Consider the following 24,168-nt stretch of genomic DNA (forward strand, 5'->3'; position numbering starts at 1 on the left):
GTGGCACAGCCTGAATTTGACCGGGGCCCGGCCGCACCGCGGCCGGGCCCCGTCGTGTCCTTCTAGCGGGACGCCTCGTCCAGCAGGGCCAGCTCGTCCTCGGACAGCGTCAGGTCGGCGACCGCGAGCAGCGGCCGAAGCTGCTCGACGTTGCGGGCGCTGGCGATCGGTGCGGCCACCGTGGGCTGGGCGGCCAGCCAGGCGAGGGCGACGGTGGCCGGGGCGGCTCCATGGGAGGCGGCGACCTTGTCCAGGGCGTCGAGCACCCTTGGCCCGCGCTCGGAGTGGAGGTACTGCGACGCCTGGCCCGCGCGGGGGCTGTCCACCGTGATCCCCGGCCGGTACTTGCCGGTCAGGAAGCCGCGGGCCAGGCCGAAGTACGGTGTGCTGGTCAGCCCGGCCTCGGCCACCACGTCTCGCAGTGCCCCCTCGTAGTCGCGTTCGAGAAGGTTGTAGTGCTGTTGCAGCACCCCGTACCGCGCCAGGCCGTCCCGTTCGGAGATCTCCAGTGCCTCCGCGAGCCGTTCGGCGCTGTAGTTCGAGGCGCCGATGTTCCGTACCTTGCCCTCGGTGACCAGGTCGTCGAACGCGCCGAGGGTCTCCTCCAGGGGGGTGGCCGCGTCGTCGATGTGGGCCCAGTACAGATCGATGTAGTCGGTACGCAGCCGCCGGAGCGAGTCCTCGACCGCCGCTCGGATGTTGGCCGCCGACAGCCCGGTGCGGCCGTTCAGTGAACCCACCTTGGTCGCCACCACGATCCGGTCACGGTTGCGGCGGGAGGCCGTCCACTCGCCGATGACGGTCTCGGACTCACCGCCGACGTGTCCGGGCGCCCACGCGGAGTAGACGTCCGCGGTGTCGATGAAATTGCCGCCCGCCTCGGCGTAGGCGTCCAGGACCGCGAAGGAGTCGTTCCGGTCCGCGGTCCAGCCGAATACGTTGCCGCCGAGACAGAGAGGAAACAGGTTCAGCTCAGAAAAGCTCATGGGCTAACTCTATTTCTCGAGTAATCGCGCGGGTACGGGGCATCGGTGACAGCCGTCGGAGCACTATTATGTGCGGCGTCAATAAGACTGTCGGAGGCTCCCATGGCACCCGGTTCACGGTTACGCGGACTCCTCGTCGGTGCTGTGATCGCGGGCGGTCTTTTCGTCCTGGCGGTGGCCGCCGCGATCGCCCTGATCTCCAACCAGCGCGGGACCGTCGCGGACCCGCCGGCCCCTTCCACCTCGGAGCGGCCCCGCACGCCGGACGCGTCCAGGAGACCGGGAGGGGGTCTCGACGGTGTTCCCGATGGTGTTCCCGACGGTGTTCCCGACGGTGTTCCCGACGGTGTCGAGGTGGTCGGGGAGAAGCGGTCCGGTGGCCGCCGGATGGACCTGACCCTGCGCTCGGCGGCCCTCGACGACGTCACCCGGGTGCGGCTGCTGCTGCCCAAGGGCTGGTCCAGGGACGCGGGCAGGACCTGGCCGACGCTCTGGCTGCTGCACGGGGGGCTCGACGACTACGCGGGATGGTCGAAGTCCGACGTCGAGAGGTTCACGGAGAACGATCAGGTCATCGTGGTCATGCCCGACGGCGGCAAGTGCGGCAGCTACTCCGACTGGTACAACGGCGGCGAGGGCGGGCCGCCCAGGTGGGCGACCTACCACCTCAAGGAGCTGCTTCCGCTGCTGGAGAGCAGGTACGCCGCAGGCAGGGAGCGGGCCATCGCCGGATACTCCATGGGCGGCCAGGGCGCGATGCTGTACGCGGCGGCCGGTGGTTTCAAAGCCGCGGCCTCCTTCAGCGGCGCGGTGCACATCCTCATGCCCGGGGTCGACCTGGCGGTCATGCTCGGCACCACGGCGGGCTGTTTCGGCACCGACTGGAAGCGGATCTGGGGTGATCCGCGGGAGAACCGCGAGGTGTGGGAGCGGCACGACCCGTACCATCTGGCGGACAGGTTGCGCGGGGTCCGCCTTTACCTGGCCTCGGGCGACGGCGGCAAGAGGGACGGTGAGCTCTTCGGGGACATCACCGAGGAACTCGCCAACAAGGCGACACTGGCCTTCGCCGGTCGCCTGCAGTCGCTGGACATTCCCTTCCAGCCCCACTTCTACTCGGGGCGCCACAACATGACCTACTGGAACCGGGAACTCCGCCGGGCGCTGCCCATGCTCCTGGAGGCTGTCGGAGCCCGATGAGCCCTTTGCGGCTGCTCCCGCCGACCGCGAGGACGGATATTGGACATAAGGGGGCATAAAGGAAGAGGGGAAGGTCGCCCGAACGCTTCGCCGTCCGGCGGCGATGTTTCTCCGGGAGGCACCGACGGCGATTCTCCGGGAGGCACCGATGGCGATCGCGACGATCAACCCGGCCACGGGCGAGACCCTCAGGACGTTCGACCCGATCGGCGAGGAGGAGGTGGAACGGCGGCTGGCACTCGCCGCCTCCGCGTTCCAGGAGTACCGGGCGGTCGACTTCAAGCAGCGGGCGGTCTGGATGCACGCCGCCGCCGGCCTGCTCCGGGCCGAGCAGGACCGGCTGGCACGGCTGGTGACCACCGAGATGGGCAAGACGCTGGCCGCCGCCCACTGCGAGGTGGACATGTGCGTGCGGGAGATGCGCTTCTTCGCCGACCACGCCGAGGAGTTCCTCGCGGACGAGTCGGCGGACGGGCCCGCCGTGGGCGCGCGGCAGGCGTACGTGCGCTACCAGCCGCTGGGCGCCGTCCTCGGGATCACCTCGTGGGACTTTCCCCTCTGGCAGGTGGTCAGGTCCGCCGCGCCCGCCCTGATGGCGGGCAACGTCTGCCTGTTCAAGCACGCGCCGAACGTGCCGCAGACGGCGCTGCACCTGGGCGGGCTGTTCGCCAGGGCCGGTTTTCCCGAGGGATGCGCGCAGGTCCTGCCGATCGAGCCCGAGCAGGTCGAGCCGTTGCTGCGCGATCGGCGCGTGGCGGCCGTCACCCTCACCGGGGCCGACCGGGAGGGCCGCCCGGTCGCCGCGATCGCGGGCTGGGAGATCAAGAAGACGGTCCTGGAACTGGGCGGCTCCGACCCCTACGTCGTCATGCCCTCCGCCGACCTGGGCGAGGCCACCGCCGTCGGGGTCACCTCGCGGGTGCGCAACAACGGCCAGTCCTCCGTCGCGGCCAAGCGGTTCATCGTGCACGAGGAGGTCTACGACGACTTCGCCGGGCTGTTCGTGGCGCTGATGGAGTCGCTGCGGCTCGGCGACCCCGCGGACGAGGCGACGGACGTGGGACCGCTCGCCACCCGGCAGGGCCGCGACCACGTCGAGTCACAGGTCGCCAACGCCGCGGGGCTCGGCGCCCGGGTGCTCTGCGGGGGAGTGAGCCCGGATCGGCCCGGCTGGTTCTACGAACCGACCGTGATCACCGGCATCACCTCCGAGATGCGGGTGTTCCACGAGGAGGTCCGCGGCCCGGTGGCCGCGCTGTACCGGGTCGCGGACATCGACGAGGCGATCGCCCTGGCCAACGCGACCCCCTTCGGGCTCGCCGCCGCCGCCTGGAGCGGCGACGTGGCGGAGCAGGAACGCCTCGTCTCCGAGATCGAGGCCGGCATGGTGTACGTCAACGGGATGGTCTCCGCCTACCCTCAACTGCCGTTCGGTGGTGTCAAGGGCTCCGGGTACGGGCGCGGGCTGTCGGCGTACGGCATCCGGGAGTTCTGCGGCGCCAAGACGGTCTGGATCGGCTGATCGCCCGCCGCGTCTCGGCGCGGGGCCCTCAGGCGGGCACCATCTGCCTGGCCGGGAGGCTGCCCACCGGGGTGAGCCGCCCGGCGGGCTCGATCTGCTCCATCAGCTCGTCCATGGCCTCCTGCAGGTGGCCCATGAGCCGCCACACGTCGGCCACCCGGTCCGGGCAGGACAGGATGCCGAAGTCGAGCGAGCCGTCGTAGGAGAAGCAGGTGATGTTGACCCCGCCGCTCACGTCGGTCAGCACCGACATGGGGTGGTAGGCGAGCACCCTGGCCCCGCACAGGTACAGCGGGAGCTGCGGTCCCGGCACGTTCGAGACGATCAGATTGATCGGCGGCAGCATGATCGAGGCCAGCCGGAACACCGTGGAGGTCGCCAGCGCGGTGACGGCCGCGGGCAGCATCGACGACAGCTCGCCCAGCCAACCGGCGGGGGAGCCGGCGAACCGCCGCTTGGCGGTGTGCATCGTCCGCGCCATGACGCGCAGGCGCTCACGGGGACAGGCCAGGTCGGTCGGGATGGGGGTGACCATGACGGAGATCTGGTTGCCGACCACGTCCTGGGCGCTCGCGGTGCGGACCGCGACCGGGACCGCGGCGATCAGCGGCCGATCGGGCAGCGCGTCTCGCTCGCGCAGCCAGGCGCGCAGCGCCGAGGCGCACAGCGTCATGACCACGTCGTTGACACTGGCCCCCGAGCTCCTGGCCACCCGTTTGACGTCCGCCAGCGGGATCGACCCGTAGGAGAAGCGCCGCTCGGGGCCGATCGGGCCGTTGAACGGTGTGCGCGGCGCCGTCAGCATGGGCAGTTCCGGCAACTCCCGCCCTCTTCCGGTGATCATCCGGGTGGCGGCGGCCACCTGCCGGGCACCCGGCAGCGCCGAGGCCAGGGGCATCGTGTCGAGTTCGGTCGCCATGCGACCCAGCGAGTACAGCGTTCTGGCGGGCTGCATCACCGACCTGGCCACGGCTCCGGCGAGCATGCCCGCCAGACCGGGGGCGGTGGTCCGCGGCGTGGGCGCGGGCCGCTCGACGACGCGAGGCTCGGGCGTCAGATCCAGCAGCGCGGCGAGCGTCTCCGCTCCCGAGACCCCGTCGATGGCGCAGTGGTGGACCTTGGCGTACAGGGCGACCCGGCCACCGGTCAGTCCCTGGATGAGATGCATCTCCCAGAGCGGGCGGCCCCGGTCGAGGCGCCGCTCGTGGATCCGGGCCACCTCCTCGGCGAGCTGGGCGTCGTCGCCCGGCGCGGTCAGGGTCACCTCGTGGACGTGGCCGGCGACGTCGAGATCGGGGTCTTCCGTCCAGTACGGCCGGTCGAGGTCGAACGGCACGGTGGCCAGGCGGAGCCTCAGCGCCGGGGCCAGGTGCACCCGCTCGCGGAGCAGCCCGATCAGGCACTCGCGGGTGACGGCCCCCGCCCGGGAACAGGCCGGGTCGAGGATGGCGAGCCCCGCGACATGGGCCGCCGTGGTCGCCGACTCTGCGTGAAGGAACTGCGCGTCGAGCGCGGTCAGCTGGCGCATCGGTCGAGCCTCCTGGCGGAAGATGGGAGAACACGTATTGCCATCATCAGGTCGGCACGTTTCCCTCTCGTTTCCTCCGTGGGACCGCGGATGTCTTTCCGACGAGGTCCGGAGGCCCAGCCGATCATCGCGTTCGGTGATATTCCCATTTCACTCGGTAGTCACGCCTGTCGGATGGAGGTGTCCCGGCGGTTCTTTCCGAAGGTGATACCCGGGTGCGGGCATCCGGAGCCGCGGGCCGGGCCGTCCGGCCCGATCGGGCTCCCGGTCAACCGCTCACCACGGTCACGGGGTGGCGGACGACGGCGTCGAAGAGGTAGCCGAAGTCGTTGTGCGTGGTGTGCGACGGCTGGACCGCGCCGGTCTCGTCGGTGGCGCGGGCGAGCAGGAAGTGCCGGCCGGTCTCCGCGGGTTTCCAGGTGACCTGCCAGCGGGTCCAGGTGGATGCCACGTGCGGTCCGCGCAGCGGAGCGCGCTGCCAGGTGGCGCCGCCGTCCAGGCTCACCTCCACGTCGGCGATCCGGCCGTTGCCCGACCACGACCGCCCGCGCAGCAGGTAGGGGCGCCCGGCGACCAGGGTGGCGTTCCAGGGCAGCTCGAAGGCGCTCCTGACCCCCTGCGTGGTCAGCGGGGCGCCGCCCTGCGGCGGGTAGGCGTCGCCGAACATCCGGTAGAACTCGGTGTTCCAGGGCGAGGACAGCGGCGAGGTGGACACCTCGATGTCGCCGACCCACTTGACCGAGGCCAGGCCGATCCAGCCGGGGACGACCAGCCGCACGGGGTGGCCGTGGTCGGGCGGGAGCGGCTCGTCGTTCATCTCGTAGGCGAGGATGACGTCCCGCAGCGCCTTGGCCGCCGGGATCGGGCGGCGTACCCGGCCGTGGTCCACCCCGTCGGCCACGTAGGCGGGGTCGAGTCCGCGGGCCATGACGTCGACGGCGTCCGGGGTGATCCCGGCCCGTTCCAGCACCGTGGCCAGCGGCACCCCGCGCCAGCGGGCCACCCCGATGCCGCCGAGCCGCCACGGGGTGCCGGCGACCTCCTGGTGCTGCTGGGTGGTGAAGAGGCTCCGCCCGTTGCCCGCGCACTCGATCGCCACGTCGCGCGTCACCGAGGGCATCGCGAGTAGTTCCTCGTAGCCGAAACTCCGGGGGGCGCTCAGGCCCGTGCCGTGCAGCCGCAGCCGCCAGGTGGCCGCGTCGACGATCGGGGTGGAGGTGTGGTTGCGGACGAAGAACCGGTCGTTGGGCACGTGGAACCCGACGTCGCCCATGGCGTCCCAGCGCATCTCGGCATTGGTCTCGTGCTCGACGAACAGCTCCGGCGGCAGCGGCTTGACGATCCCCGAGGCGGACGGGTCGTCGCCGGCCCTGTCATCAAGGTCCCTGTCATCAAGGTCCTTGTCGTCGAGGGTCCTGCCGTCGACGGTGGCCAGTCGGAGCCGGTCGGGGGCCTCCTGTGGAGTCCGCCCGGCTCGGGCGCGCCGGCGGACGGCCTCGTCGTCGAGGTTCTCGTACGGCATCCGGCACCGCTCCTCTCTACACCTATTTCCTACCAGTAAACTATGTAATATGCGATGGGTATCACGCCCTCGCCGCTCTCAATCATCCCCTCAACGACCGAGGAAAGCCAGCAGCCGCTCCAGGGGCCAGGTGTTGATCACGTCGTCACCGGTGAGCCAGCCGCGCTGGGCGACACCGATGCCGAACCGCTGGTTGTCGAGATGGGGAACCGCGTGGGCGTCGCTGTCGATGGAGAATCTCACGCCGTGGTGCTGTGCCAGCCGCACCAGGTCCGAGGGGAGGTCGGAGCGGTCCGGAAAGGAGTCGATCTCCATCGCGGTGCCGGTGCGGGCCGCGGCGCGGAACACCTCGTCCCAGTCGGCGTCCACCGGTCCTCGGGCGCCGATCCTGCGGGTGGTCGGGTGGCCGATGATGTGCACGTGGGGGTTCTCGCACGCGGTGACGAGGCGCCGGGTCATCTCCTCGCGGGACTGGGTGAAGTGCGAGTGGATGCTGGCCACGCACACGTCGAAGCCCGCCAGCACCTCGGCCGGCCAGTCGACCGAGCCGTCGGGGGCGATGTTCAGCTCGCTGCCGTGCAGCAGCCGCATCCCCGGGTATCTCTCCTGCAGCCGGCGCAGCCGCTCGCGCTGCTCCAGGGCCTTGTCCAGCGTCATCCGCTGCATCGCCAGGTCGGGGGCGTGGTCGGTCACCGCGTAGTAGGAGTAGCCGCGAGCGTGGGCGGCGGCGACCATGTCCTCCAGCGAGGCGATCCCGTCGGTCAGGTCGGTGTGGGTGTGCAGGTCGCCCCGCAGATCCTCCAGGGTGACCAGCTCGGGCAGTTCACCGGCGAGTGCGGCGGCGATCTCCCCGGTGTCCTCGCGCAGGGTCGGCGGGATCCACGCCATGCCGAACGCCTCGAAGACCTCCTCCTCGGTCGCGGCCGCGATCACCCGCTCCCCCTCGAAGAGGCCGTACTCCGACAGCTTCCAGCCCTTCTTCACCGTGATCTCCCGCAGGTGCACCGTGTGCTCCTTGGAGCCGGTGAAGTACATCAGCGCGGCGCCCCACGACTCGGCGGGGACCAGGCGCAGGTCGACCTGGACACCCTGGGCGGTGCGGATCGAGGTCTTCTTGTCGCCCGAGGCGATGACCTCCGCGACGTAGGGCTGGGCCTTGAAGTCGTCCATCAGCGACTCGGGGCCGACCGCGAGGATGTCGACGTCGCCGATGGTGTCCTTCATCCGGCGCAGCGACCCGGCGTAGGCGATCCGCTCGGCACCCGGCAGCGAGGCGATGACCCGCTCCGCCAGGTCCATGGCGACTCCGGTGTGCATCCTGGCGCTGTTCTCCGCCAGGTTCTCGACCCCCTTGAGCAGGTTTTCCACGGTCTTGGCGCCGAAGCCCCTGACGCCCTCGAGACGCCCTTCCCCGATGGCCTTCGCCAGGGCCTCGGGGGAGTCGATGCCCAGTTCCTGGTAGAGGAAGACCGCCTTCTTCGGCCCGAGCGAGGCCACCCGGGTCAGCCGCCGCACTCCCTGGGGAACCTTCCCCCGCAGATCGTCGAGCTGGCGGAAGCTGCCCCGCTCCAGGTACTCCTCGACCTTCTTGGCGATCGCCTCGCCCACCCCCGGCACGCCTCGCACGGGCACGGCCGTGATGTCCTCGGGAAAGCCCGCGATCGCCTTGGCCGCCTTCTGGTAACTGCGGACCCGGAACGCGTCGCCGCCGGTCATCGCGAACAGCTCGGCGTACTCCTCCAGAGCGGCCGCGACGTCGTCGTTAGCTCGTGCCATGGGGCCAGCCTAGAAGATCGCACCGACAGTTCCCGCTCCCGGCGGTCCGCCGCGCCCCCGGCCGACCTCAGGCCCCGTCCCGACCGGGAGGGTCCGCCGGGTAGGTCAGCAGGTGGCCGCACATGCCGTCGCGGGGCACGGAGGGCATCGGGGTGACCGCCGCCTCGCGCAGGTGGGCCAGGTCGCCGGCGCGGAGCGCGGCCAGCCGGGCGCCCGTCGTCTCCGCCGCGCGCAGCGGGCCCTGGCGCCAGCGGGACTCGAAGGCGTCCAGGTGGGGGCCGACGAGGCGGGCGGCGGCCTCGAGGAAGGCGGCGAAACCGGGGCGGCCCGCGGCACGGAGCCGCAGGAACCCCTCGACGGCCAGGTCGCGGCGCTCGCGCGGGGCCGAACGCGCGGCCCCGGCGTACCCGGCCGGATCGGCGAGGACCTCGGGGGGAAAGGTCAGGACGGCGTCGCCGGCCTCGGGCAGGCCGCTGTTCTGCATGAGGACCACGATGCGCAGCTCACCGTCGTTGACCAGGCGATGGACGGTGCCGGGGGTGAACCAGACGACGGAGCCGGAGGCCAGCGCCGTCTCCCGGTAACCCTCCCAGGTCAGGGTCTGCACGCTGCCGGAACCGGCCACCACGGCGTACGCCTCGGCGCACAGGGTGTGCAGGTGCGGCGAGCCGCCGCGCAGGCCGTCGGCGGCGGGCCAGTCGTAGACGGTCAGATCGCTCACGCCGGTGCCGAACACGGGTGCTCCCTGGGTCTCTCATGCCGGTGCCGGACACGGGTGCCTCCGGACGTACGCCTCCAGCCGGGGGCGGTCCCACGCGCCGGTGGCCACGACCATCCGGTAGCGCAGCCGCAGCGTCGCGCCGGGCGGCAGGATCAGTTCGCGATGGAACGCGATGGACGGGTTGACCGCCGCGAACGGCGTCGTGCGGACGAACCAGACGGTGGGCTGGGCGCTCTGGAACAGCAGGGTGGAGGAGCGGTCGACCTCGTCGTGGGTGCCGCTGTAGGCCAGCCACGCCGACTCCCGGCCCATCATCTCCGGCCCCTCGCCGCCTTCGGCGATCACCTGGCCGTGCTCGAAGGAGCGAGGCCCGCGCCAGAACAGGCCACAGTACCCGGCCATCGGGCGGCCGGAGGTGGTGGGGCTACCGAAGACCAGATCCCTTCCGCGTACGTTGGTGATCGCGGTGGACAGCTCCAGCGCCCACGAGTCGTCGCCGACGTCGCCGACCTCGAAGGTCCGCACCTCGTCCACCCAGTGCTCGCCGCCCTGGGTGTGCCAGGTCAGCCGCTCCACGCCGGGGGCGGGGAACTCCTCGTGCCGCATGGTCCCGTTGTTCGGCAGGTCCACGTATCCGGCGGCCTCGCGGACGTAGCTGCCGCCGCCCCAGAAGTTCTCCCCCGACAGGTCCGAGACGGTCAGCTGCAGGCCCCGGTGCCAGCGGTGGTCGTGCGGTCGGTAGGCGCTGACCACGTCGCCCGCCAGGGTCCTGATCGGGTGGAAGTAGGGCTTGGGAGATTCGAACACCGGCGTTTCCGGCCGGTGGACGTAGCGCAGGATCTCGACGCCGCGCTCGGTGAAGGTCAGCTCCATGCGCGTCCGTCCAGGCGGCGGTAGAAGGGGTGATCGGGGGTGAGGTCGGTGCGGAGCACGGGCCGGCCGGTGAACGCCGAGGCGTACAGGCCGGTGATCAGTTCGAGCGACCGGCGCCCCTCGGGGCCGCTCATGGGCGGGCGCTCGCCGCGCTCGTAGGCGTCCAGCAACTCCGCCAGCTGCGCCTCGTGCGAGCTCGGCAGGTCCACCGGCGGGTTCCAGCGGGCCGAGGTGGACCTCCAGTCGGCGTTGCGGTAGCCGTACAGGTGGCGCAGCTCCACCGTCGCCTCGGCGTAGTCGAAGCGCAGGTAGCTCTCCTCGCGCCGGGACAGCACGCTGTTGACCACCGAGGCCATGGCTCCGGAGGCGAAGCGGACGGCGGCCATCGAGACGTCCTCGGTCTCGATCCGGCGGTCCAGCGTGCCGGCCATCGCGCGGATCTCCGACCACTCGCCCAGGATCGACAGCATGAGGTCCATCTGGTGGATGCCGTGCCCCATGGTGGGACCGCCGCCCTCGGTCTCCCAGCGGCCGCGCCAGGGCGCCTCGAAGTAGGCGTGGTCGCGGTACCAGGCGGTCACGCAGAGCGCGACGAGCGGGCGGCCCAGCTCGGGGGCGAGGGCGCGCAGGTGGCGCGCGCCGGAGCCGAACCGGTGCTGGGAGACCACCGAGGCGTAGCCGGGCCCCTCGGCCGAGGTGATCAGGTCGTACTCGGCCAGCGACCGACAGGCGGGTTTCTCGATCCACACCCAGGCGCCGGCCTTCAGGCAGGCCCTCGCCTGGGCGGCGTGCAGGTGCGGCGGGGTGCACAGGTGGACGAGGTCGGGCCGCTCGGCGTCGAGCATCGCCTCCAGGGAGGGGTACGCCCGCGGGATCGCGTGCTCGGCGCAGAACGCCCTGACCCGGGCCTCGTCCACGTCGGCGGCGGCCACCACCCGCGCCCGGTGCGACTGGGCGCGCAGCGCGGGCAGATGGCAGATCCCCGCGATGCCGCCGGTGCCCACGACCGCCACCCGGATCATCCGCGTCCCTTCCAGGTGGCGGCCGCCTCCGGTACGGGGCGCGTCAACGTACGACGACCGTGGTCAGGGAACGCGGGGGAAGGGTGAGGGTGCGGTCCGGCCGCAGACCCGCGAGCGGCGTGGCCGCGAGTGAGTGATCTCCGTCGGTCAGGTAGGAGGTGGCCCGGCCCGCCCGGGTCGTGATCCTGGTGGAGACGGGCACGGTGGCGGTGTTGAGGATCTCCACGACCTCCGAGCCCCCGGCGTTGCGGAAGGCGGTGACCTTCAGCGCCGGGTCGGCGGCCGTGACGGCGAGCCGGACCGCGCCCGGCCGGATGAAGCGGCTGTAGGCGGCCAGCGCCCACAGGCGCTTGGAGACGTGGTAGGTCGAGGTGGCCTCGTCGATCTGGATCAGGCCCCGGGTGGCGCCGCGTGAGGCGCCGAACCAGAAGACGTAGCCGTTCGCCCTGCCCAGGGTGAGCGAGTCGTGGATCTGCTGGGCGACCGCGAGGCCGTCGTAGCCGCTGCCGTCGTCCCACGCCTCGTTCCAGGTGCTTCCGTTGGGCGACCACTCCGACATCCAGACCGGCCGGCCGGTGGGCAGCGGGCCGTCCACCGGGCTGACGTAGGGGTGGCCGGCGTGCGTGGCGACCCACCGCCGCGCAGCGGGGTCGGCCTCGATGGCGCGGGTGTACTCGCGCTGCTCGGACCAGCCGGCGGCGTCGCAGCAGATCACCCTGAGGCCGGCGCGGGCCGCCGTGGGGCCGAGGACCTTGACGAACTCGGTGGCCTGGTCCGGGGTGAAGCGCATCGAGGCGTACGAGACGGTGAGGTCGGGCTCGTTGGTGAACCCGAGGTCGGTGATCTTGATGCCCTCACGGGCGTAGAACCTCGCGTACTGCACCAGGTAGTCGGCGTACGCCTGTCGCCACGCCGGGAGCAGGGTGCCGCCGTCGCTGTCGGAGCCGTTGTCCTTCATGTAGCCGGGGGCGCTCCAGGCGTCGGCGTAGAAACGGTTCACGCCGTAGCGTTTGGCCTCCTTGGCCAGCCAGACCTGGCCGCCGTCCTCGCCGTCCCAGACGTACTTCGGCGGCGCGTCCGGGCCGCCGGGATCCTCGGGCTGGATGGAGGTCATCAGGTCGTACGGGCTGCCGGCCGGGGAGGAGCCGATTCCCAGGCGCAGGATGCTGAGCCCGGCGCCCTTCTCCGGGCTCAGCCAGAGGTCGAGGATCTCCCGCTGCTTGGCGGCGGGCAGCGCGCGGACCAGTTCGTTGCGGCGGAATGCCTGGGAGAAGCCGAAACCGTCGATCCGCTGGAGAACGCCGTGCTGTTCCACCCGGATCGGGGAAGCGCTTTCCTTGACGGCAGGGCCAAGCCCGAGAAGGGGGAACAGGAGGATCGGTGTCAGTAGTGCCCTGTGACGTCGTGACATGCGGGAACCCGCTTTCCGAAAGTTTCACAAGATTACCGAGACTTTTCGTGTCGATCACCGTAAATCTTTCGGATGGCGGCAGTCAACAGCCGTCAGGGCGCGCGGTGCTGTCGCGGACCACGAGGTCGGTGGCCAGCTCCACCCGCCGGGGCTCGTGCCCGCCGCGGTCGAGGCCGAGCACCATCCGGGTGGCCAGCGCGGCCATCTCCTGGAGCGGCTGGCGCACGGTGGTCAGCGGCGGCCAGGCGGAACGTGCCAACGGCAGGTCGTCGAAGCCCACCACCGACAGGTCCTGCGGCACCCGCAGGCCGCGCTGCCTGGCCGCCTCGAAGACGCCGAACGCCTGCATGTCGCTGCCGGCGAAGATCGCGGTGGGCGGGTCCGCCGCCGACAGCAGCGCGTGGCCCAGGTCGCGGCCCGAGCCGACCAGGAAGTCGCCGTACCCGATGAGCGAGGGGTCCACCGCGATCCCCGCGGTCTCCAGCGCGGCGCGGTAGCCGTCGATGCGGGCCCGGCTGCACAGCATGCCGGCCGGGCCGCCGATCATCCCGATCCGGCGGTGGCCCAGTTCCAGCAGGTGGCGGGTGGCGGCCAGGCCGCCGCTCCAGTTGGTGGCGCCGACCGAGGCGACTCCCGGCGGCGGCTCGCCCTCCGGGTCCACCACCACGAAGGGGATGGACCTGGCGGCCAGCTGGCCGTGCTGGGCGGCGCTGATCCGCGAGCCGATCAGGATGGCCCCGTCGGTGCGCCGGGTGGCGATCCGCTCCACCCAGTCCCGGCCCGGGCCCGCGTGGCTGTGCAGTACCGAGACGACCACGCCGGCGTCGACCTCGCGGGCCGCGGTCTCCACGCCGCGCACCAACTCCATCGCCCACGGGCTCTCGATCTCGGTGAAGACCAGGTCCACCAGGCCGACGGGCTCGTCGCCCTGGCCGGTCCTGCGTATGTAGCCGTGCTTGTGCAGCAGGCGCTCGATCCGCTGCCTGGTCTCGGAGGCGACCTCGGGCCGCCCGTTGATGACTTTCGAGACCGTGGGCGCGGAAACCCCGGCCTCCTCGGCGATCAGGGCGATCGTCACCCGCCTGTTGGATGGCATGCGGCGAATACTAACCGAAAACTTTCGGAGGCCTGCGGGGGGCCCGTCTTCGTTGCTGTTCGAGCTCGCTACCACGACGGCTATTGACGCGTAACCGGCAATTTACCTATCCTCCGGGTCACGAAATGTTCGGGGAACATGTGAAACTTTTCATACCCACTCCCGAAAGGGGAACCCCCATGCTGAGTCGGCGAGGCGTGGTGGCGCTGGCGGCATCGGTGCTGCTTCTTGGAGCCTGCGGTACGAGCGCGGACGATAACGGGGCGCAACCGGGCGCGAGCGCCGGCTCGGAGAAGGTCACCTTCGAGTTCTGGAACCTGGCGACGGCCGAACCGCTCAAGTCCTTCTGGGCGGATCGCGTCAAGGAGTACCAGGCGGCCAACCCGAATGTGACGATCAAGAACATCGGTATCGAGAACGACTCCTACAAGCCGAAGCTCGCAACCCTCACCCAGTCGGGGAAGGCGCCCGATCTCTACTCCACCTGGGGTGGCGGTGTGCTGAAGCAGCACATCGAGGCGGGCCTGGTGAAGGACCTGTCGTCGGAGGCCGGTGACATCCTCGGCGACTTCACCCCGGCCTCCCTGGCCGCCTACCAGTTCGACGGGAAGACCTACGGGCTGCCCACCGACATCGGCATGGTCGGCTTCTGGTACAACAAGGCGAACTTCGCCAAGGCCGGCATCTCCGCCCCGCCCGCCACCTGGACCGAGTTCCTGGACGCGGTGAAGAAGCTGAAGGCGGCAGGGATCACCCCGATAGCCCTCGCCGGCAAGGCCAAGTGGCCGGGCCACTACTACTGGGCCTACCTGGCCATGCGGGTGGCGGGCCTGGACGCGCTCAGCCAGGCCGGCACCACCAACGACTTCACCGGCCCCGACTTCGTCGCCGCCGGGCAGCGGCTCAAGGAACTCGTCGACCTGCAGCCTTTCCAGAAGGGCTTCCTCAACGCCGACTACTCCACCCCCGACGGGCAGGCCGCGACCGTGAGCAACGGCAAGGCCGCCATGGAACTGATGGGCCAGTGGGCGCCGTCCGTGCAGAAGGACTCCGGCAAGGGCCTCGGGGACGACCTCGGGTTCTTCACCTTCCCGTCCGTGGACGGGGGCAAGGGCTCCGCGGGCGACGCGTTCGGCGGCGGCGGCGGCCTGGCCGTGGGCGTCAACGCCCCGCCCGCCGCGCTGGACTTCCTGAAGTTCGCGCTCAAGAAGGAGAACCACTCCAAGGCGGTCGCCGCGGGAGGTGTGCTCCCGGTGCTCAAGGGGGAGGAGTCGGCCGTCACCGACCCCAACATCAAGGTGGTCTCCGACGCGCTGTCGGCCGCGACCGGCTTCCAGCTCTACCTCGACCAGGCGTACCCGCCGGCCGTCGGCCAGGAGGTCAACGACGCCGTGGCCGAACTGATCGCGGGCAGGAAGACGCCGGAGGAGGTCGTCAAGGTCATCACCGAGACGGCGAAGTCGGAGTCGGAGTAGCCGTCCGCATGAAGGTGACAGAGCCGATCGAGGCCAGGGAACCGACGGTGAGCACGGTGAAGGGGCGAGGTCGGTGACGACGATGACCGGGCCGGACGCACGTCCGGCCCCTCCCGGAAGAAGACCCGCCGAGCGGCGAGGACGGCGCGAGGGGCGGCGCCGGGGAAAGGGCTGGATCACCGCGATCCTGTTCGTGCTCCCCGCCCTGGTCCTGTTCACCCTGCTGGTACTGACGCCGATCCTGGTCGCCGGCTACACCAGCCTCCACAAGTGGAACGGCATCGGGCCGCCGAGCGACTTCATCGGCCTGGACAACTTCACCCGGCTGCTGAACAGCGACATCTTCATCGGCGACCTGCGAAACGGCGGCATCCTGGTCCTGCTCTCCCTGGTGGTGCAGCTGCCGCTCTCGCTGGGCCTGGCGGTGATGCTGAACCAGCGGATCCGGGGGCGCGCCCTCTACCGGCTGCTGTTCTTCGCGCCGTACATGCTCTCCGAGGCGATCACCGGCGTGCTGTTCTCGCTGATCCTCTCGCCCGAGGCGGGTCTGGCCAACCGGCTGCTGACCTCCTGGGGGCTGGAGCCGTGGAGCTGGCTGTCGGAGCCGGACACCGTGTTGTTCTCGCTGTTTCTGGTGATCACCTGGAAGTACTTCGGATTCCACATGATCATCTATCTGGCCGGGCTGCAGGGCATCCCCAAGGAGTTGCACGAGGCGGCCAGGATCGACGGCGCCGGCGGCTGGAAGGTGTTCCGGTACGTCACCCTGCCGCTGCTCGGCCCCACCGTCAGGGTCAGCGTGTTCCTGTCCGTCATCGGCACGATCCAGCTCTTCGACCTGGTCTGGATCCTCACCGGCGGCGGCCCCTCGCACGCCTCGGAGACCATGGCCGTGAGCATGTTCGAATACGGTTTCAAACGGACCCAGATCGGTTACTCCAGCGCGATCAGCGTCGCCATGTTCCTGATCAGCCTCGTCTTCGCCCTCGGCTACCAGCGGTTCGTGCTGCGCCGGGACCTGGAGGGGGCCAGTACCACGATGGGAGACCACCGATGATCGCCCGGTTCCGGACGGTCCCGATCCACGTGATCGTCTGGGTGGCGGCGGTCTTCATCGTCGTCCCCTTCGTGTACGGCCTGTTCGGTGGTTTCAAGACCACCGCCCAGCTGTCGGAGAACCCGCTCGGCCTGCCCTCCCCATGGGTCACCGAGAACTACACCGACGTGATCGCCACCGGCGCGTTCTGGCGCCAGCTCCTCAACAGCCTGTTCATCGCGGTGGCGACCACCGTGCTGGTGGTGTTCCTGTCGGCGATGGCGGCCTTCGCCTTCGCCCGGTTCGCCTTCCGCGGCCGCGAGTTCCTGTTCACGCTGTTCGCCATCGGGCTGATGTTCCCGTTCGCGGTGGCGATCCTGCCGCTGTTCATCCTGCTGCGCACCTTCGGCCTGCTGGACAACCCGCTCGGGGTGATCCTGCCGCAGGCCGCGTTCGGGCTGCCGCTGACGATCATCATCCTGCGCACCTTCTTCCGGTCCATCCCCAACGAGGTCGAGGAGGCCGCCACCCTCGACGGCTGCACCCCCTTCGGGTTCTTCTGGCGGGTGCTGCTGCCGATGGCCAGGCCCGCCCTGGCCACCGTCTCGGTGCTGGCGATCGTGGCGAGCTGGAACAACTTCTTCCTCCCGCTGGTGGTCTTCAACGACCCGAACCTGTGGACGCTGCCACTGGGCGTCCAGCAGTTCCAGGGGGAGTACGCGGCGGACACGGCCAAGATCCTGGCCTACGTCATCGTCTCCATGGTCCCGGCCCTGGCCTTCTACGCGGTCGCCGAGCGCCAGCTGATCAGCGGCCTCACCGCGGGCGCCACCAAGGGCTGAGCCGGGACCTCATCGCTGTGTCGAACGACCGTTGTGGAGAGTGAGAAACATGACCCTGAGTGTCGCCGGATCCCGTCTCGTCGATTCGGCCGGCACCCCGGTACGGCTGCGCGGAGTAGGCCTCGGGGGCTGGCTGAACATGGAGAACTTCATCACCGGATATCCGGCCAACGAGGCCACGATGCGCGCCGCGGTCCGGGAGGTGCTCGGCGACGACCGGGCCGAGCTGTTCTTCGACCGCCTGCTCACCTCGTTCTTCGGCGCCGACGACGCCTCGCTCCTCGCCGACCTCGGCACCAACTGCGTCCGGATCCCGATCAACTACCGCCACCTGGAGTCCGACGACCGCCCCTTCGAGATCATCGAGCAGGGCTTCCGCCACCTCGACCGGGTGATCGGCCTGCTCGCCGAGCGCGGCATCTACAGCGTCATCGACCTGCACGCCCTGCCCGGCGCGCAGAACCAGCACTGGCACTCCGACAACCCCACGCACATAGCCGCCTTCTGGCAGCACCGGCACTTCCAGGACCGCGTCGTCCACCTGTGGGAGGCCGTGGCCGACCGCTACCGGGACAATCCGTGGGTGGCCGGCTACAACCCGGTCAACGAGCCCGGCGACTCCGGCGGGCAGGTCGTCGGCCCCTTCTACGACCGCCTGGTCAAGGCGGTCCGCGCCGTCGACCCCGGACACGTGCTGTTCCTGGACGGCAACACCTACTCCACCGACTTCTCGATCTTCCGCGAGGTGTACGAGAACACGGTCTTCGTCTGCCACGACTACGCCCTGGCCGGCTTCGCACACGGCGGCCCCTACCCCGGCCACACCCGAGGCGAGTGGGTGGACCGGGCCCAGCTGGAGAAGTCCTTCGAGCGGCGGACCGTCTTCCAGCGCGAGACGGGCACCCCCCTGTGGGTCGGCGAGTTCGGTCCCGTCTACACCGGCGACGCGGAGGTCGACCGGCAGCGCTACCAGATCCTCCGCGACCAGCTGGAGATCTTTGACTCCCACCAGGCCGGCTGGTCGCTGTGGACCTACAAGGACGTCGGGCTGCAGGGCCTGGTCAGCGCGGGTGAACCGTACATGAGCCGGTTCGGCGACTTCATCGCCAAGAAGGGACGGCTGGGCGCGGACCGGTGGGGCTCGACGATGGAGGAGTCGGCGAGTGAGCTGGCGCCGCTGCACCGGCTGGTGGAGACCGAGTTCCCCTCCTGGAACCCCTACCCGTGGGGTGCCCGCTACCAGACCGACGACCTGATCCGGCACATCCTCATCGCGCAGGCGCTGGTTCCCGAGTACGCCGAGCTGCTGCGAGGCTGCTCCGACGAGGAACTGACCGCCCTCGCCGACTCCTTCGCACTCGCCCGGTGCGCCCGGCGGCAGCCGCTGCTCGACCTGCTCGCCGAGAACCTGCTCGCCGGGAACCCGGGCGGCGACGCTTGACGAAGCCGTAAGGCGGTGACGTCTGAGTACCCACTCCTACCTGACCGAGGAGCCCAGGAGATGCGCACCCCCCGGCCGCGAACAGCGGTCCTGGCCCTGTTGTCCCTCGCACTGTCGTTCCTGGCAGGCGCGTCGACCGTCCCCGCCGCGCACGCGGCCGCCACCGTCGTCGGCTACGACTTCGAGTCCGGCACGCAGGGCTGGGAACCCCGGGGCTCCGGGGTCTCGGTCACCGCGACCACGGACTCCGCGCACGGCGGAACCCGATCCCTGCTCACCGGCGGCCGCAGCGCGACCTGGCACGGAGCGGCCGTGACCCCGCCCTTCGAGAAGGGCGTCGGCTACCAGGTGACCGCGTGGGCGCGGGCCGCCGCCGGTCAGCCGTCCTCGACGATCGCGCTCACCATGCAGCGCACCCCGGCAGGCGGCACGACGGTCTACGAGCGGATCGCGGCGGCCACCGTCACCGACTCCGAATGGGTCCGGCTGTCCGGCACCTACACCTACGCGACCGACTCGGCCCTGTCGCTGTACGCGGAGAGCTCGGACGAGACCGTCGCCTTCCAGCTCGACGACATCGTGGTCACCGCCGACACCGACCCCACCCGGTCCGGCCTGACCAGCGACTTCGAGACCGGCACCGCGCAGGAGTGGACCGCGCGCGGCGGCGCCACCCTGACCCCGGGAGACGGCTTCGCGCACACCGGGGCCTACGGCCTGGGCGTGACGAACCGGCAGGCCTCCTGGGACGGTCCCGCACGGACCGTCCTCGGCAAGCTGGCCAAGGGATCGAAGTACGAGCTGTCGGTGTGGGTGCGCACCGACAGCGCCCAGAGCCTGGGCCTGTCCGTCGAACGGAGGCTGGACGGCACCCCCGCCTACGAGCGGGTGGCCGCGCCCAGGGCACCGGCCACCGGCGAGTGGACCAGGCTCGCGGGCACCTACACCCTGGCCCACGACGTGGACTTCCTGAGCGTCTACGTCGAGTCGGCCGCGGGGACGGAGCCGTTCGCCATCGACGACTTCCAGCTGTCCTACGTCGAGCCCAAGCCCGTCCAGACCGACATCCCCTCGCTGAAGGACAGAGTGCCGTTCACCGTCGGCGCGGCCTTCTACCGGGGCGCCACCCTGGGCGAACACGCCAAGCTGATCACCAAGCACTACGAGAGCGTCACCCCCGGCAACAGCCTCAAGTGGGACGCCACCGAGCCGGCCGAGGGTACCTTCACCTTCGCCGACGGCGACTACCTGGTCGACTGGGCGACCGCAGAAGGCCTGGAGTTCCGCGGCCACACCCTGGTGTGGCACAGCCAGACCCCCGACTGGGTGTTCGAGGGCGCCACCAAGGAGATCCTGCTCCAGCGGATGGAGAACCACATCCGCGCCGTGATGGGCCGCTACAAGGGCAGGATCGGCACCTGGGACGTGGTCAACGAGGTCATCGACGAGAACCGGCCGGACGGTCTGCGCCGCTCCCCATGGTTCGAGATCGCCGGTCTCGACTACATCAGGACCGCCTTCCGGGTGGCCCGCGAGGTGGACCCGGACGCGACGCTCGTCATCAACGACTACAACACCGAGTTCCCGCGCAAGCGGCAGGCGCTCTACGACCTGGTCAAGAAGCTGCGCGCCGAGGGGGTCCCGATCGACGCGGTCGGCCACCAGTTGCATGTCAACGTCGAGCAGCCGCCCACCTCGTTCATCGAGGACACGATCGAGAAGTTCGCCGGGCTAGGTGTCGAGCAGCAGGTCACCGAGCTGGACGTGAGCGTCTACACCGACTTCGTGACCTCCTACGACACGGTGCCCGCCGAGATCCTGGCCCTGCAGGGCCACCGGTACCGGGAGATCTTCGACGTCTTCCGGCGGCAGGCGGACCACCTGTCGTCGGTGACGATCTGGGGCGTCGCCGACGACGCGACCTGGCTGTCGTCCTTCCCGATCACCCGGACCAACCCGCCGCTGCCGTTCGACGACGAGCTCCAGGCCAAGCCCGCCTACTGGGGCATCGCCGATCCCGGCAGGCTGCCCCCGCTGACCCGGAGCCTGAACGCGCCCGCCGGCACGGTCACGGTGGACGGCAAGCGGGACGACGAGTGGAACCTGCTGCCCGACGCGCCCATCGCCAGGATCGGCGACCTGTCCGCCGGCTGGCAGGCGCGCACCACACCCGCCGGCCTGTACGTGCTGGCCGAGGTCAACGACCCGACCGACAACAGGAACGACACGGTCACCCTCACCGTGGGCGGCACGCCGTACCGGGTCCAGCGAGGTGGCACGCACGCCCACGGTTTCAGGGCGCACACCAGGAAGACCGCCACCGGCTACCGGGTGGAGGCGCTGCTCCCCTCGGGGACGGCCACCGGTGTCAAGGTCGTTGTGGCCGACGCGGGGGGTCAGGAGACCTCCTGGGCGGGTGAGCTGGCTCCCATCCCGGCGATCCGGACGACCCGCGCGCCGAAGAGGACCCCGGTGGTGGACGGCGTCGTGGACGCCGCGTGGCACCAGGCGCCGGAGATCACCACCGGCACCCGGATCCAGGGCACCTCGGGGGCGACCGCCAAGGTGCGGGCGATGTGGAACTCCGGCACCCTCTACGTGCTGGCCCGTGTCACCGACCCCGAGCTCAGCGAGGAGTCGCCCAACGCCTGGGAGCAGGACTCCGTCGAGATCTTCGTGGACCCGCAGAACAACAAGACCAAGGGCTACGACGACGACGACGGCCAGTACCGGATCAGCTTCACCGGCAGGCGGACCGTCGGCGGCACCTTCGACGCCTTCGCGGTCAAGGAGAACCTGACCGGCGCGGTCACCCGCACCCCGGACGGCTACCTGGTGGAGGCGGCGATCAGGCTGCCCACGGTCACCCTGGCCAAGGACGCCCTGCTCGGCTTCGACATCCAGGTCAACGACGCCGTCGGCGCCACCCGCGCGGCCGCCGCGACCTGGAACGACCCGACCGGGCGCGGCTACGTCGACACGTCGAGGTGGGGGGTGCTCCGGCTCGTCAGGTAGCGCCCCGGGCCGCCGGCCCGCACGCCACACGGCGTGCGGGCCCGGTGCCCCCTCTTTCGGGAACGCGGACCTCCGGAAGAGGCCGCCTGCCCCGGCCAGGAGGTCGCGCGGGCGAAGGATCCGCACACGCCAACGGAGGACCCGTGTACGCCAACCCCGTCATCCCCGGTTTCCACCCCGATCCCTCGGTATGCCGGGTGGGCGCGGACCACTACCTCGTCACCTCGTCCTTCGAGTGGTTTCCCGGGGTCCCGATCTTCCACAGCCGGGACCTCGTGCACTGGCGGCAGCTCGGTCACGTGCTGGACCGGCCCTCCCAGCTCGACCTGGACGGCGTACGGCCGTCCGGCGGCATCTACGCTCCCACCCTCCGGTACCACGACGGCGTCTTCTACATGATCACCACGCTGATGGACGAACCGGGCAACTTCCTGGTCACCGCCACCGACCCGGCCGGGCCGTGGAGCGACCCGGTCTGGTTCCCCGACACCCGGGGCTTCGACCCCTCGCTGTTCTTCGACGACGACGGCCGCGCCTGGATGACCGGCACCCGGGAGAAGGCGGCCAGGCGCTATGACGGCGACACCGAGATCTGGCTGCGCGAACTCGACCTCGCCACGCTCAAGCCGGTCGGCGAGGAGCACGTGATCTGGGAACCGGTGCAGCGCGGCGGCATCTGGTCCGAGGGCCCGCACATCTACCGGATCGGAGCCCACTACTACCTGCTGACCTCCGAGGGGGGAACCGCCGAGGACCACGCGGTCATGGTCGCCCGCTCCGAGCGGATCACCGGCCCCTACCGGGGAAACCCGCGCAACCCCGTGCTCACCCACCGCCATCTCGGGCTGCGCCACCCCATCACCAGCGTCGGCCACCCCGACCTGGTCCGGAACGCGGAGGGCGAGTGGTGGTCGGTGCTGCTCGCCACCCGCCCCTACGGCAGCCCCCGTGACGGCCACCCGTCCGGCGGCGGCTCCTTTGACGATCACCTCGCCGGCGGTTCCCCGGACGGCCGGCTCACGACGGCCGCGGTCCGGGCCGCCGGCGGCTACAACCTGGGCCGCGAGACCTTCCTGACCCGGGTGCGCTGGGAGGACGACTGGCCGGTGTTCGACCAGGTCGAACCGCGTATGCCGGCCCCCTCGACGCCGGTCCACCGCTGGCCCGCGGCTCCCGCCTGCGACCACTTCGACGCCGGACGCCTCGCGCCGGTCTGGAATCACCTGCGCACGCCCAGGGAGCCGTACTGGAGTCTGGCCGACAGCCGCCTCACCCTCCGGGCGCTCCCGCAGACCGTGTGCGAGCGGGCCGCGCCCAGCCTGATCGCCCGGCGGCAGCAGCACATCGCCTTCGCGGCCCACACGGTGATGGAGTTCCGTCCGGAGGGGGAGGAACGCGCCGGGCTCGTCCTGCTCCAGAACGACGACTTCCACCTCGCGCTCACCCGCACCGCGCGCGGCCTGGAACTCACCCGAAGGGCCGGGGGCGCGGACACCCTCCTGGCCGGCGCCGACATCCCGCCAGGGCCGCCCGGACCGCCAGGACCGCTCTGGCTCGGCGTGGAGGCGCACGGCCAGGACTACCAGGCCCGGTACGCGCTACGGCCCGGCGAGTGGACCGACCTCGGAGATCCGGTGGACGGCCGGGTCCTGAGCTCCACCGTGGCCGGAGGCTTCACCGGTGCCATGATCGGCCTGTACGCCACCTCCAACGGCCACCCGAGCACCAACGCGGCCGCCTTCGACTGGTTCGAGTACCTGCCGCTGCCGTGGTGACCGTCGTTCGGCGGCCACCCGGGTAAGGTCGCGCCCGGCCTCGCGGAATTCGCCGAGTGGGGAGCCGTCCGGAGCGCCGTGCCGCCCGCCTCAGCTCTCCGAGGGGCTGGGGCTCTCCGGCAGGCTCGGGCTCTCCGAGGGGCCGGTGCTCTCCGTGGGGCTTGGGGTGGAGACCCTCTCGGCCTTGAGCAGCAGGTCTATGTGCTCCTGCACGACGGGCTTGGCAACGGTGGCGAGCTTCTTCACCTCGGGGGAGGAGCCGTTCTCGATCTCCTGCTCTATGGCGGCGAGGGTCTCGTGGTGGCTGTGGAGCTCCGCGCTGATCCAGGCCCTGTCGAACTCCGCGCCACTGAGGGCCGACAGCTCGTCGAGCTGCTTGCGCTGCTCGGTGTTGGGCGTGTCAGGGAGTTTGACGCCGAGCTGATCGGACACCCGGCGGACGGCCTTGTCGAGTTTCTTGTGATCCTTGATGAAACGCTTCGCCAGTTTCCGGACGATCTTGGTGGTCTTCTGGTCTTGCTGGCCGGCGGTCTTCTCAAGGGCGGCCTTGCTCGACTCGATCTCGGTCAGGTTGGACTGGTGCGCCTGGACGAGGAAGTCCCTGTCCTGCTGGCTGACGGCCTGAGGGGAGGGGGATGGAGCGGGGGTGGGGGAGACGACGGCGCCGGCCGTGCCGCCCATCGTGGCCACGGTGACGGCCACCAGGATGATCATTTTTCGAATCATCGGATCCTCCGTCGATCAATCCACGGTCGGAACTGCTATCTCCTCCTCATATGCGCGTATCTATGGAGATATAGCGCCACAGGCGGTAAATCATGACAAAAGGTCATGCGTAGCCCTGTTGAGCACGACGGCCGATCGGACACCCGCCGCACCTGGCCCGTCCCACCCGGTACGGATGCGAACGCCCCGCCAGGACGTCGT

18 protein-coding genes are annotated in these 24,168 nt (G+C 70.6%); 8 read left to right on the forward strand and 10 right to left on the reverse strand.

The window, feature by feature from the left end; translation table 11 throughout:
• Positions 1-62: 62 nt before the first annotated feature.
• A complete protein-coding gene (locus ACFQVD_RS03890; protein ID WP_343976592.1) occupies positions 63-986 on the reverse strand; it encodes an aldo/keto reductase in 924 nt (307 codons plus the stop codon).
• A gap of 102 nt (positions 987-1,088) precedes the next feature.
• Between ACFQVD_RS03890 and ACFQVD_RS03895 the strand changes: the two genes are divergently transcribed.
• Both ACFQVD_RS03895 and ACFQVD_RS03900 read left to right on the forward strand, forming a co-directional pair.
• On the forward strand, positions 1,089-2,186 hold the full coding sequence (locus ACFQVD_RS03895; protein ID WP_343976595.1) for an alpha/beta hydrolase: 1,098 nt from the start codon (positions 1,089-1,091) through the stop codon (positions 2,184-2,186).
• Positions 2,187-2,334: 148 nt separating this feature from the next.
• Positions 2,335-3,708: an aldehyde dehydrogenase family protein gene (locus ACFQVD_RS03900; protein ID WP_343976598.1), complete on the forward strand. Its 1,374-nt coding sequence runs from the start codon at positions 2,335-2,337 to the stop codon at positions 3,706-3,708.
• Between the two features lie 28 nt (positions 3,709-3,736).
• On the opposite strand, the gene ACFQVD_RS03905 is transcribed toward ACFQVD_RS03900, so the two are convergent.
• The 8 genes from ACFQVD_RS03905 to ACFQVD_RS03940 all read right to left on the reverse strand — a co-directional run bounded on the left by ACFQVD_RS03905 (position 3,737) and on the right by ACFQVD_RS03940 (position 13,657).
• Complete coding sequence (locus ACFQVD_RS03905) at positions 3,737-5,236, reverse strand: WS/DGAT/MGAT family O-acyltransferase (protein WP_343976602.1); 1,500 nt, start codon at positions 5,234-5,236, stop codon at positions 3,737-3,739.
• Between the two features lie 268 nt (positions 5,237-5,504).
• Complete coding sequence (locus tag ACFQVD_RS03910) at positions 5,505-6,758, reverse strand: sulfite oxidase (RefSeq protein ID WP_343976605.1); 1,254 nt, start codon at positions 6,756-6,758, stop codon at positions 5,505-5,507.
• 90 nt (positions 6,759-6,848) lie between these two features.
• Entirely contained in the window at positions 6,849-8,534 is a 1,686-nt protein-coding gene (gene polX, locus ACFQVD_RS03915; RefSeq protein WP_343976608.1) for a DNA polymerase/3'-5' exonuclease PolX, read from the reverse strand.
• A gap of 67 nt (positions 8,535-8,601) precedes the next feature.
• Positions 8,602-9,270, reverse strand: coding sequence for a cupin domain-containing protein (locus ACFQVD_RS03920; protein ID WP_364147923.1), 669 nt, complete (start codon positions 9,268-9,270; stop codon positions 8,602-8,604).
• Between the two features lie 18 nt (positions 9,271-9,288).
• Entirely contained in the window at positions 9,289-10,128 is an 840-nt protein-coding gene (locus tag ACFQVD_RS03925; protein WP_343976614.1) for a DUF6807 domain-containing protein, read from the reverse strand.
• The gene (locus ACFQVD_RS03930) at positions 10,119-11,150 is read right to left on the reverse strand and encodes a Gfo/Idh/MocA family protein (protein ID WP_343976617.1); all 1,032 of its coding nucleotides are present in this window, start codon (positions 11,148-11,150) and stop codon (positions 10,119-10,121) included. Before ACFQVD_RS03930 ends, ACFQVD_RS03925 begins: the two co-directional genes overlap by 10 nt.
• Before the next feature lie 43 nt (positions 11,151-11,193).
• A complete protein-coding gene (locus tag ACFQVD_RS03935; protein ID WP_386368392.1) occupies positions 11,194-12,465 on the reverse strand; it encodes a glycoside hydrolase family 30 protein in 1,272 nt (423 codons plus the stop codon).
• A 178-nt stretch (positions 12,466-12,643) separates the two neighbouring features.
• Positions 12,644-13,657 (reverse strand): LacI family DNA-binding transcriptional regulator, encoded by a 1,014-nt coding sequence (locus tag ACFQVD_RS03940; RefSeq protein ID WP_343976623.1) that lies wholly within the window; start codon positions 13,655-13,657, stop codon positions 12,644-12,646.
• Between the two features lie 179 nt (positions 13,658-13,836).
• Here ACFQVD_RS03940 and ACFQVD_RS03945 point away from each other — a divergent pair, with 179 nt between their 5' ends.
• The 6 genes from ACFQVD_RS03945 (at position 13,837) to ACFQVD_RS03970 (ending at position 23,241) form a co-directional block, all read left to right on the forward strand.
• Positions 13,837-15,132 (forward strand): extracellular solute-binding protein, encoded by a 1,296-nt coding sequence (locus ACFQVD_RS03945; protein ID WP_343976626.1) that lies wholly within the window; start codon positions 13,837-13,839, stop codon positions 15,130-15,132.
• 82 nt (positions 15,133-15,214) lie between these two features.
• Positions 15,215-16,189, forward strand: a complete 975-nt coding sequence (locus ACFQVD_RS03950) for a carbohydrate ABC transporter permease (RefSeq protein ID WP_343976658.1) — start codon at positions 15,215-15,217, stop codon at positions 16,187-16,189.
• On the forward strand, positions 16,186-17,010 hold the full coding sequence (locus ACFQVD_RS03955; protein ID WP_343976631.1) for a carbohydrate ABC transporter permease: 825 nt from the start codon (positions 16,186-16,188) through the stop codon (positions 17,008-17,010). Before ACFQVD_RS03950 ends, ACFQVD_RS03955 begins: the two co-directional genes overlap by 4 nt.
• A 49-nt stretch (positions 17,011-17,059) precedes the next feature.
• The gene (locus tag ACFQVD_RS03960) at positions 17,060-18,451 is read left to right on the forward strand and encodes a glycoside hydrolase family 5 protein (RefSeq protein ID WP_343976634.1); all 1,392 of its coding nucleotides are present in this window, start codon (positions 17,060-17,062) and stop codon (positions 18,449-18,451) included.
• Between the two features lie 60 nt (positions 18,452-18,511).
• Positions 18,512-21,466: an endo-1,4-beta-xylanase gene (locus tag ACFQVD_RS03965; RefSeq protein ID WP_343976637.1), complete on the forward strand. Its 2,955-nt coding sequence runs from the start codon at positions 18,512-18,514 to the stop codon at positions 21,464-21,466.
• 143 nt (positions 21,467-21,609) lie between these two features.
• Positions 21,610-23,241: a glycoside hydrolase family 43 protein gene (locus tag ACFQVD_RS03970; protein WP_343976640.1), complete on the forward strand. Its 1,632-nt coding sequence runs from the start codon at positions 21,610-21,612 to the stop codon at positions 23,239-23,241.
• Between the two features lie 90 nt (positions 23,242-23,331).
• Here ACFQVD_RS03970 and ACFQVD_RS03975 read toward each other — a convergent pair whose 3' ends face one another.
• On the reverse strand, positions 23,332-23,955 hold the full coding sequence (locus ACFQVD_RS03975; protein ID WP_343976643.1) for a DUF4142 domain-containing protein: 624 nt from the start codon (positions 23,953-23,955) through the stop codon (positions 23,332-23,334).
• Positions 23,956-24,168 lie beyond the last annotated feature (213 nt).

The organism is Streptosporangium amethystogenes subsp. fukuiense (genome assembly GCF_042665875.1).
In the GTDB taxonomy this organism is placed as follows: domain Bacteria; phylum Actinomycetota; class Actinomycetes; order Streptosporangiales; family Streptosporangiaceae; genus Streptosporangium; species Streptosporangium fukuiense.